This window comes from Streptomyces sp. URMC 123 (assembly GCF_051386515.1).
Taxonomy (GTDB): domain Bacteria; phylum Actinomycetota; class Actinomycetes; order Streptomycetales; family Streptomycetaceae; genus Streptomyces.
The window spans coordinates 1-7,463 of sequence record NZ_JBPQTV010000319.1 but is presented as its reverse complement, the minus strand read 5'-3'; the positions used below and the strand labels follow the sequence as shown (position 1 = coordinate 7,463).

Below are 7,463 nucleotides of genomic sequence, written 5' to 3'. Positions count from 1 at the left end.
CCCCCGCGCCCCGTCCCTCACCTCACGGGCCCCGGACCGCCGAATCCCGACCCCTCGGCGCGCCGGGGCCCCTTCCGGTTTTCGCCACCTCGGGCCCCCGCGTTCTCGAGCCGCGCACCGGTGGTGTGCGATACGACAGTGCGGTGACGGGGGAGCAGGGACGGGGGCCACGCAGACTTATTTACGATTCAAGAAGAATCCTCGAGGTGGAGTCATGACTGGGACGACCGGAGCCGAAGGCGAGCCGCGCTGGCTCACCGATGACGAACAGCGCACCTGGCAGGCGTACCTCCAGGCCGCCGCGCTGCTGGAGGACCACCTCGACCGGCAGCTGCAGCGGGACGCGGGCATGCCGCACATCTACTACGGGCTGCTGGTCTGGCTCTCGCGCGCCCCCGGGCACCGGATGCGGATGACCGAGCTCGCCCAGAACGCGAAGATCACGCGGTCCCGGCTCTCGCACGCCGTCGCCCGGCTGGAGAAGAACGGCTGGGTGCGCCGGGAGAGCTGCCCCTCGGACAAGCGAGGACAGTTCGCGGTCCTGACGGGCGAGGGGTACGCCGTACTGGAGAAGGCGGCGCCCGGCCATGTCGCGGCCGTGCGGGCGGCGATGTTCGACCGGCTCAGCCCCGAGCAGGTGGACCAGCTCGGGGAGATCTGCCGGGTCGTGGCGGAGGGGCTCCAGCCGGCGGCCGGCGCGGACCTCCCCTGGCTGCGCTGACGCGCACCGATCGCCATACGCCCGCGGACGCCCGCGAAAGGCTCGTACGCGAAGGGGCCCCAAAAAGCGGAAGGGCCCGTCCGGTCGTCCGGACGGGCCCCTCCGCATCACGAGATCAGCGCACGTCAGTGCACCATGACCGGCACGGAGACCTCGTCGCCCGCCGCGCTCGCGTCGCCGCCCGAGCCGGCGACGGTCTGGCCGCCGCGCTCGCCCCGGGTGTTGATGAACGTGAACGCGATCAGCGCGGAGAGCACCAGGATGCCGACCGCCCACCAGATCGCGGTGGAGTAGCCGTGCACCATCGCCTCCAGCTTCAGCAGGTCGACGGAGGGCGCGGTGGCCGCGTGCGAGGTGACGTACGCGGTGGTCGCGCTGGCCGCGATGGTGTTCAGCAGCGCGGTGCCGATGGCGCCACCGACCTGCTGGGAGGTGTTGACCATCGCCGAGGCCACACCCGCGTCACGCGGCTGCACACCGTACGTGGACAGGCTCATGGCCGGCATGAACGCCGCACCCATGCCCAGGCCGAGCAGCAGCTGCGCGGGGAGGATCAGCCCGACGTACGAGCTGTCGATCTCCATCTGGGTCAGCAGCAGCATGCCCGCGGCGGCGGACAGGAAGCCCGGCGCCATCAGCAGGCGCGGCGGCACCCGGGTCATCAGCCGGGCGCCGATCTGCGTCGAGCCGGTGATCATGCCCGCGATCATCGGGAGAAAGGCGAAGCCGGTCTTGACCGGGGAGTAGCCCTTCACCACCTGGAGGTAGTAGGTGAGGAAGAGGAACAGGCCGAACATCGCGATGATGGCGAGGCCGAGGGAGAGGTAGACACCGGCGCGGTTGCGCTCGGTGAGCACCCGCAGCGGCAGCAGCGGGGCCTTCACCTTGGCCTCCACCGCCACGAAGGCGGCGAGCAGCACGGCGGACGCGACGAACAGGCCGATGGTGGCGCCCGAGCCCCAGCCGTCGGACTCGGCGCGGGTGAACGCGTACACCAGGGAGACCAGGCCGAGGGTGGAGAGCACCACGCCGGGGATGTCGAGCGGCGAGCGGTTGCGCGCGCCCTCGGGCTCCCGGATGACCATCAGCGCGCCCACGGCGGCGACGGCGGCGAACGGGATGTTGACGAAGAAGGTCCAGCGCCAGTCGAGGTACTCGGTCAGCACACCGCCCAGGATCAGACCGATGGCGCCACCGCCACCGGCGATCGCGCCAAAGATGCCGAAGGCCTTGGCGCGCTCCTTGGCCTCGGTGAACATCACCGCGAGGAGGGAGAGCGCGGCCGGGGCGAGCAGCGCGCCGAAGGCGCCCTGCAAGGCGCGGGCGCCGAGCAGCATGGCCTCGTTGACCGCGGCGCCGCCCAGGGCGGACGCGACGGCGAAGCCGATCAGGCCGACGACGAAGGTGCGCTGCCGTCCCCAGAGGTCGGCGATCCGGCCGCCGAAGAGCAGCAGGCCGCCGAAGGCGAGGGCGTACGCGGTGATGACCCACTGCCGGTTGGCGTCGGATATCCCGAGGTCGGTCTGGGCGGAGGGCAGGGCGATATTGACGATGGTGCCGTCGAGGACGACCATCAGCTGGGCTATGGCGATAAAGGCCAGGGCTTTCCAGCGCCTGGGGTCGGGGCCGACGGCGGAGTCGGCCGGTGAACTGACAGTAGAAGGCATGAAAGTGCCTCACTCGTTGGTGCGGACGGTGAACAAAACGCGTCGCGGGGCGGGCGCGGGCGTTCGCACGGCGGGTCAGGCCGTGCGGGGGTCCGCGCTTCGCTCCGGAAGTCGGTGCTGACCGATCGGTGGTGACCGGTCGGTCCTGATCGATCGGTGGTGGGCCGATCGGTTACAGCGGTTTACGGCGATTTACGGCGGTTTACGAGTCGATACGGCGTCGGTCGGTCATGAGCGGTTCTCCGCGAGTGCCTGCCGGCGCAGGTCCTCCAACGTCACGGGCGCCCCCGGAAGTTCGGAGCGCGCCGGGGCGCGCAGGCCGTCCAGCAGCAGCTGGAGGTGGCGGTGGGCGAACCCGTCGATGTCACGACAGCCGGAGTCGGGCAGCGGACGGGTGAGCTGGGTGATCGCCACGAGCACATCGCCGGCGGCGACGTCCCCGCGGAGCAGGCCCGAGGCCCGCGCGCCCTCCATCAGACTCTCGACGACGCGCTCCAACTGATCGCGCGCCTCGACGAGTTCGGGGTGATCGCGGTCGACCCGGCCGGACAGCAGCGTACACAGGGCGCCGATGCGCTCGTCCACCGCCGCGTGCGCGAAGCGGCTCAGCGCGGCGAAGGCGTCGGGCTCCTCGTCGAGCGCCGCCCGGGCCTGCCGGACGACCCGGTCCATGACCTGGAGGGACACCTGGTGGATCAGTTCGTCGCGGTCCGGGAAGTGCCGGTAGAGCGTGGCGTTGCCGACGCCGGCACGGCGCGCCACCTCGTCCAGCGGGACCTCCGCGCCACGGGCGACGAACAGCTCGCGGGCGGCGGAGACGATGCGCTCGCGGTTGCGGGCGGCGTCGGCGCGGAGCCGGGGCCGGCACGCGGATACGGGCGCGGCGAGCGCCGCGTCGGCGGGCACCTCGGAGGTCACCGTTCCGCACGGCATGGTGGACAGGTCGACGGCCACGGTGGCGCTCCTTCCTTTCACAAGCTGTCGGGTCTTACGGGGGCGGACGCAACCGGGGAGTCCTTCCCCGGTTGCCGCACTCATGCAAACGGGGAAACTCTCCCCGGATATTTCGCGGAGGGCGCCCCTTTTGTGTGGCGCTCCTCACAGGCGCGCGCCCCGCCGGCGTACGTACGAGCGCCCAAGGGACGTACGCGCGCCCCCGGTCGTACGCGCGCCCCCGGGACGTACGAGCGGCCCTGGCCGCACGAGCACCGCCGAGACGTACGCGCGCCACCGGAACGTACGAGCCCGCGCCGCCGGATGGGCGACGCACCGCCTCGTTCGGACGCCTTCCCCGCGCGCCCGGCGCCCCGGCACCGGAGGGTGATCGCAGAGAGCGGCCGTGGGTGGGGCGGACAGGCAGCGGCTGCCCCGATCGGAAGGCGCGTCGCGTATGCCTGCCACGGTCCCCGAGGCCGCCACGGTGCTCCTGGGCTCCGTGGCCGACACAGCGGTAACCCCCGTCACGCTCGTCACGACGGTCAACAGCATCACCGCCGTCGCACCGCCGCACCTGGTGTCCGCGGCCCTCACGGTCGCGGTGGCCGTCGGCGCCTCCGCCGTGGGGCTCGCGGCCGGCGCCGTACTCACCCGGGCGCTGCGCCCGGCGAGCGCCCGCCGCCCGCACCGCGGACTGCACCGGGCGCCGCGCGGCCGCCGGGCCCCCCGCTCCCCCCGTTCCTCCGGCTCCGGTCACGAACCCCACATATCCATACGCTCCATATCCCCCATACAGCTCATACGTTCCACACGATCCATACGCTCCATATCCCGCACACCCGGCGCCCCGGGCTCTCCTGGCGCTACGGCCGCTCCCGGCGCCCCGGGCTCTCCTGGCGCTACGGCCGCTCCCGGCGCTCCGGGCTCCCCCGGCGCTACGGCCGCTCCCGGCGCTCGGACCGCCGGTTCCCTCGCGCTCGCCGCGCTGGTCACCGTCGCCGCCCAGCTCCTGGCCGCGATCCCGGCCGTGCCCGCCACCCCGGCGGTCCGGGCCGGCGCCACCTGCGATCCGGCCCCGAAGGCCGGACTCCAGATGTCCACCGGGCTCCCCACGCCCCCGGGCCACGTCGCCGGCACCGGAGTGCTCCGCGCCCTCACCTTGATGATCGACTTCCCGGACGCGCCCGGCGCCGGCAGCGCGCGGGCGCGCTTCGGCGAGTTCTTCCCGCGCACCGCGGAGTGGTACCGCACCAGCTCCTACGGAGCGCTCGACTACCGCGCCGAGACCCCCGTCAAGGGATGGCTGCGGATGCCCCAGCCCTTCGCCTCGTATGGCATCGGCCGGGGCGTGGCGTACGAGCCGGGCTACCGGAGGCTCATCCGGGACATCGCGGCCGCCGCCGACCCCCATGTCGACTTCCGCCCATTCCACCTGGTGAATGTGCTGGTCACTCCCAACGCCGGGCCGTCGGCCCTCGATACCGTGCTGTCCGTCACCTTCGCCGGGACACGCGACGCGCCGATCGCGGACGGAGTGCCGCTCGCGCATGTGTCCTTCGTCTACAGCCGCCAGGACGACGGCTCGCCCACCGGCGCACAGCACGCCTATCGCGTACTGCCGCACGAGAACGCGCATGCGTTCGGGCTGCCCGACCTCTACACGCCCACGGGGGGCACCAAGGTCGGGCACTGGGACATCATGTCCGAGGACTGGGGAGACAACAACGACTTTTTGGGCTGGCACAAACGCAAGCTCGGCTGGCTCCGCCAGGACCAGTTCCACTGCGCCTCGGGCGTCGGCCGCTCCGTCCACACCCTCACTCCGCTCGGCCGCGCCGGGGGGTCGAAGCTGCTCTATCTGCCGGTCTCGGCGCGCGGCGGCTACGCCGTGGAGGTCCGCACCCAGGAGGGCAACGACGCGCTGGTCTGCAAGCCGGGGGTGCTCGTCTACTGGGTGGACACCTGGACCGCGAGTGGCCGGGGGCCCGTGACGGTGATCGACAGCGCGCCGCGCAGCGGCGGTTGCGCGCGGCGGCCCAATGTCACCGCGGAGCTGACGGACGCGCCGTACGGCGTCGGGGAGCGCTTCACGGACAGCCGGCGCGGGATCGCGGTGGAGGTGCTGGGGCGGGACGCGGCGGGCAACCACCGGGTGGCGGTGACGCGGCACTGAGGCGTGGCGCGGCGGTTGGCGCGCGGCGGTTGACGCGGCGGTTGGCCTCAGTCGGCCGCGGCTGGCCTCGATGGCCTCGGTTGGCCGCGGCTGGCCTCAGCGGCGGTTCGCCGGGCGGGAGCTGAAGGTGATGTCGGGGGTCGGCGGGGGCGCGGTGCCGTCGGCCGATCCGGGCGCCGGGTGGGCAGCCGCGTCGGTGGGGGCGTCGGTGCGGGGGGCGTACTTCGGCAGATGGCTGCCCTTGCCCGGGCCCGAGGCGGTCGGGCCCGAGGCGGTCGGGCCCCAGGAGGTCGGACCGGAGGCGGTCGGGGCGGGCCCGGTGGCCAGGGGAGTCGCCCCCCTGGGCCGCGAGCCGGCGGGCCTGCTCCTCGCCTGGGGCCACGGCTGCCACAGCGGCAGGCCCCGTACGTCCTCGGCGCGCGGCAGCAGCGGCTTGCCACTGGCCGTCCGGCCGGTCTCCCCCTCCGCGGGGCGGCTCGCCGGCGGCAGCCGGTCGGGCAGGGCGGGCTGCCGCCGCGCGGGAAAGGCGCCCTTCAGCTCGGCGGCGTCGACCTTCGCCCAGGCCCAGTTGTAGACGTCGGGGAGGGACTTCCGCCAGGCGCGGTAGTCGTGCTTGCCGTTGGGCATCACCGCGAGCTCCACGTCCGCGCCGAGCTCGCGCAGCCGCCGGTGGAAGGGCGGAGTGTGCTCCCAGGTGAAGCTGTCGTCCGAGCCCGCCATCAGGTAGAACGCCTGGCGGCCCAGCGGATGGTGCTCTATCCACCAGGTCGGGGAGTTCTCCCGCTTGACGCGCTCGTCGCCGCGGTAGAGCTTGCCGGTGTACTCGTCCTCCACGGCCGTGTAGTAGCCGCTCATGCTGGCGGCGGCGCCGTACTGGTCGGGGTGGCGCAGGGCCAGGTTGACCGCCGCGTACCCGCCGACGGAGAACCCGGCGAGGGCCCAGTCGCGGCCGCGCGGCAGCGCCCGGAAGTAGCGCTCGACGGTGTCGGCGACGTCCTCGGTCAGATACGTCTCGGCCCGCTCGCCGCCGACGGCGTTCACGCCCTCCGTGGAACGCCAGCGCGAGCCGTTGCCGTCGGGCATGACGACGATCATCGGCCCGGTGCGGCGCTGTTCGAGCGACTTCTCGTAGAGCCGGTCGGCGTCCAGGCTGCGCAGGAAGTCCGCGGGCTCGCCCGGCATGCCGTGCAGCAGTTCCAGCACGGGGAAGCGGGTGCCGGCGTACTCCGGCGCGAAGTACTGCGCGGGCAGATACACATACGCGGACCGGCCCTTTATGCCGCTGCGCTGCCCCGGCACGGGCATCTTCAGCAGCACGCCGCGCCCGGGGCTGCGCCCGGCGACGGCGCCGAGCGTGCGCGCCACCTCGCCGGGGGGCGCGCCCTCGCGCACGTCGACGATCTCGCGGGAGCCGAGGCCGAAGAGGTCCTCGACGTGGCGCACATAGGAGAAGTGCTGATTGACGAGGGCGGCGAGGACCAGCAGCACACCGCCGAGGGCCAGTACGGCGGAGCAGATCCGCCGCCAGCCGCGGGTGCGCACGAGGCCGACGATCGGCAGGGTGGCGAGGACGATCAGGAGCGCGAGAAACGGTCCGCTGGTGAGATCCACCGACCGTTCCTTCCGTCTCCGATTCCGTCTTCCACCTGCCCGACCTCGGCCCTGCCGCCGCGGCCCGTTCGAATCCATGGTCATGGACGGAGAGGGGCCGCTGCGTCGGCCTCAGGTGCCGAGGGAGTGTACGACTGAAGGATGAGATGCGCGAGGGAACGGTTCCTTCCGCCTCACCGACCCCGCGGGCCCCGCAGCCCCCGTACGACGCCGGGCCGCGGCCGGGGGCCGGCCGGGGGGACGCGTTCCAGGCACCCTGGCGGACGTGACCCCCGCGTCCGCTACCCTGTCCAGGGGCCCGAACCACCACCGGGCACCACCAACGGGTGGACCCCACCCCGGCCGCTCCCCGGAG

5 protein-coding genes are annotated in these 7,463 nt (G+C 73.2%); 2 read left to right on the top strand and 3 right to left on the bottom strand.

Features of this window, described 5'->3' with window-relative positions; genetic code table 11:
* The first annotated feature begins 214 nt into the window (after positions 1 to 214).
* Complete coding sequence (locus ACSNOD_RS26010) at positions 215 to 721, top strand: MarR family winged helix-turn-helix transcriptional regulator (RefSeq protein WP_436769488.1); 507 nt, start codon at positions 215 to 217, stop codon at positions 719 to 721.
* Positions 722 to 846: 125 nt separating this feature from the next.
* On the opposite strand, the gene ACSNOD_RS26005 is transcribed toward ACSNOD_RS26010, so the two are convergent.
* Complete coding sequence (locus tag ACSNOD_RS26005) at positions 847 to 2,388, bottom strand: MFS transporter (protein WP_436769487.1); 1,542 nt, start codon at positions 2,386 to 2,388, stop codon at positions 847 to 849.
* A 228-nt stretch (positions 2,389 to 2,616) separates the two neighbouring features.
* Positions 2,617 to 3,321, bottom strand: a complete 705-nt coding sequence (locus ACSNOD_RS26000; protein WP_436769490.1) for a TetR/AcrR family transcriptional regulator — start codon at positions 3,319 to 3,321, stop codon at positions 2,617 to 2,619.
* A 988-nt stretch (positions 3,322 to 4,309) separates the two neighbouring features.
* Between ACSNOD_RS26000 and ACSNOD_RS25995 the strand changes: the two genes are divergently transcribed.
* Positions 4,310 to 5,497, top strand: a complete 1,188-nt coding sequence (locus ACSNOD_RS25995) for a M6 family metalloprotease domain-containing protein (RefSeq protein ID WP_436769489.1) — start codon at positions 4,310 to 4,312, stop codon at positions 5,495 to 5,497.
* Positions 5,498 to 5,593: 96 nt separating this feature from the next.
* Here the strand turns inward: ACSNOD_RS25995 and ACSNOD_RS25990 are convergent, their stop codons facing one another.
* Positions 5,594 to 7,108 (bottom strand): alpha/beta hydrolase-fold protein, encoded by a 1,515-nt coding sequence (locus ACSNOD_RS25990; protein ID WP_436769486.1) that lies wholly within the window; start codon positions 7,106 to 7,108, stop codon positions 5,594 to 5,596.
* Between the last annotated feature and the right edge of the window lie 355 nt (positions 7,109 to 7,463).

What these genes read in the sequence shown, in the direction of transcription:
- ACSNOD_RS26010 (WP_436769488.1), top strand. Translation starts at nt 215, where the DNA reads ATGACTGGGACGACCGGAGCCGAAGGCGAGCCGCGCTGGCTCACCGAT.
- ACSNOD_RS26005 (WP_436769487.1), bottom strand. Translation starts at nt 2,388, where the DNA reads ATGCCTTCTACTGTCAGTTCACCGGCCGACTCCGCCGTCGGCCCCGAC.
- ACSNOD_RS26000 (WP_436769490.1), bottom strand. Translation starts at nt 3,321, where the DNA reads ATGCCGTGCGGAACGGTGACCTCCGAGGTGCCCGCCGACGCGGCGCTC.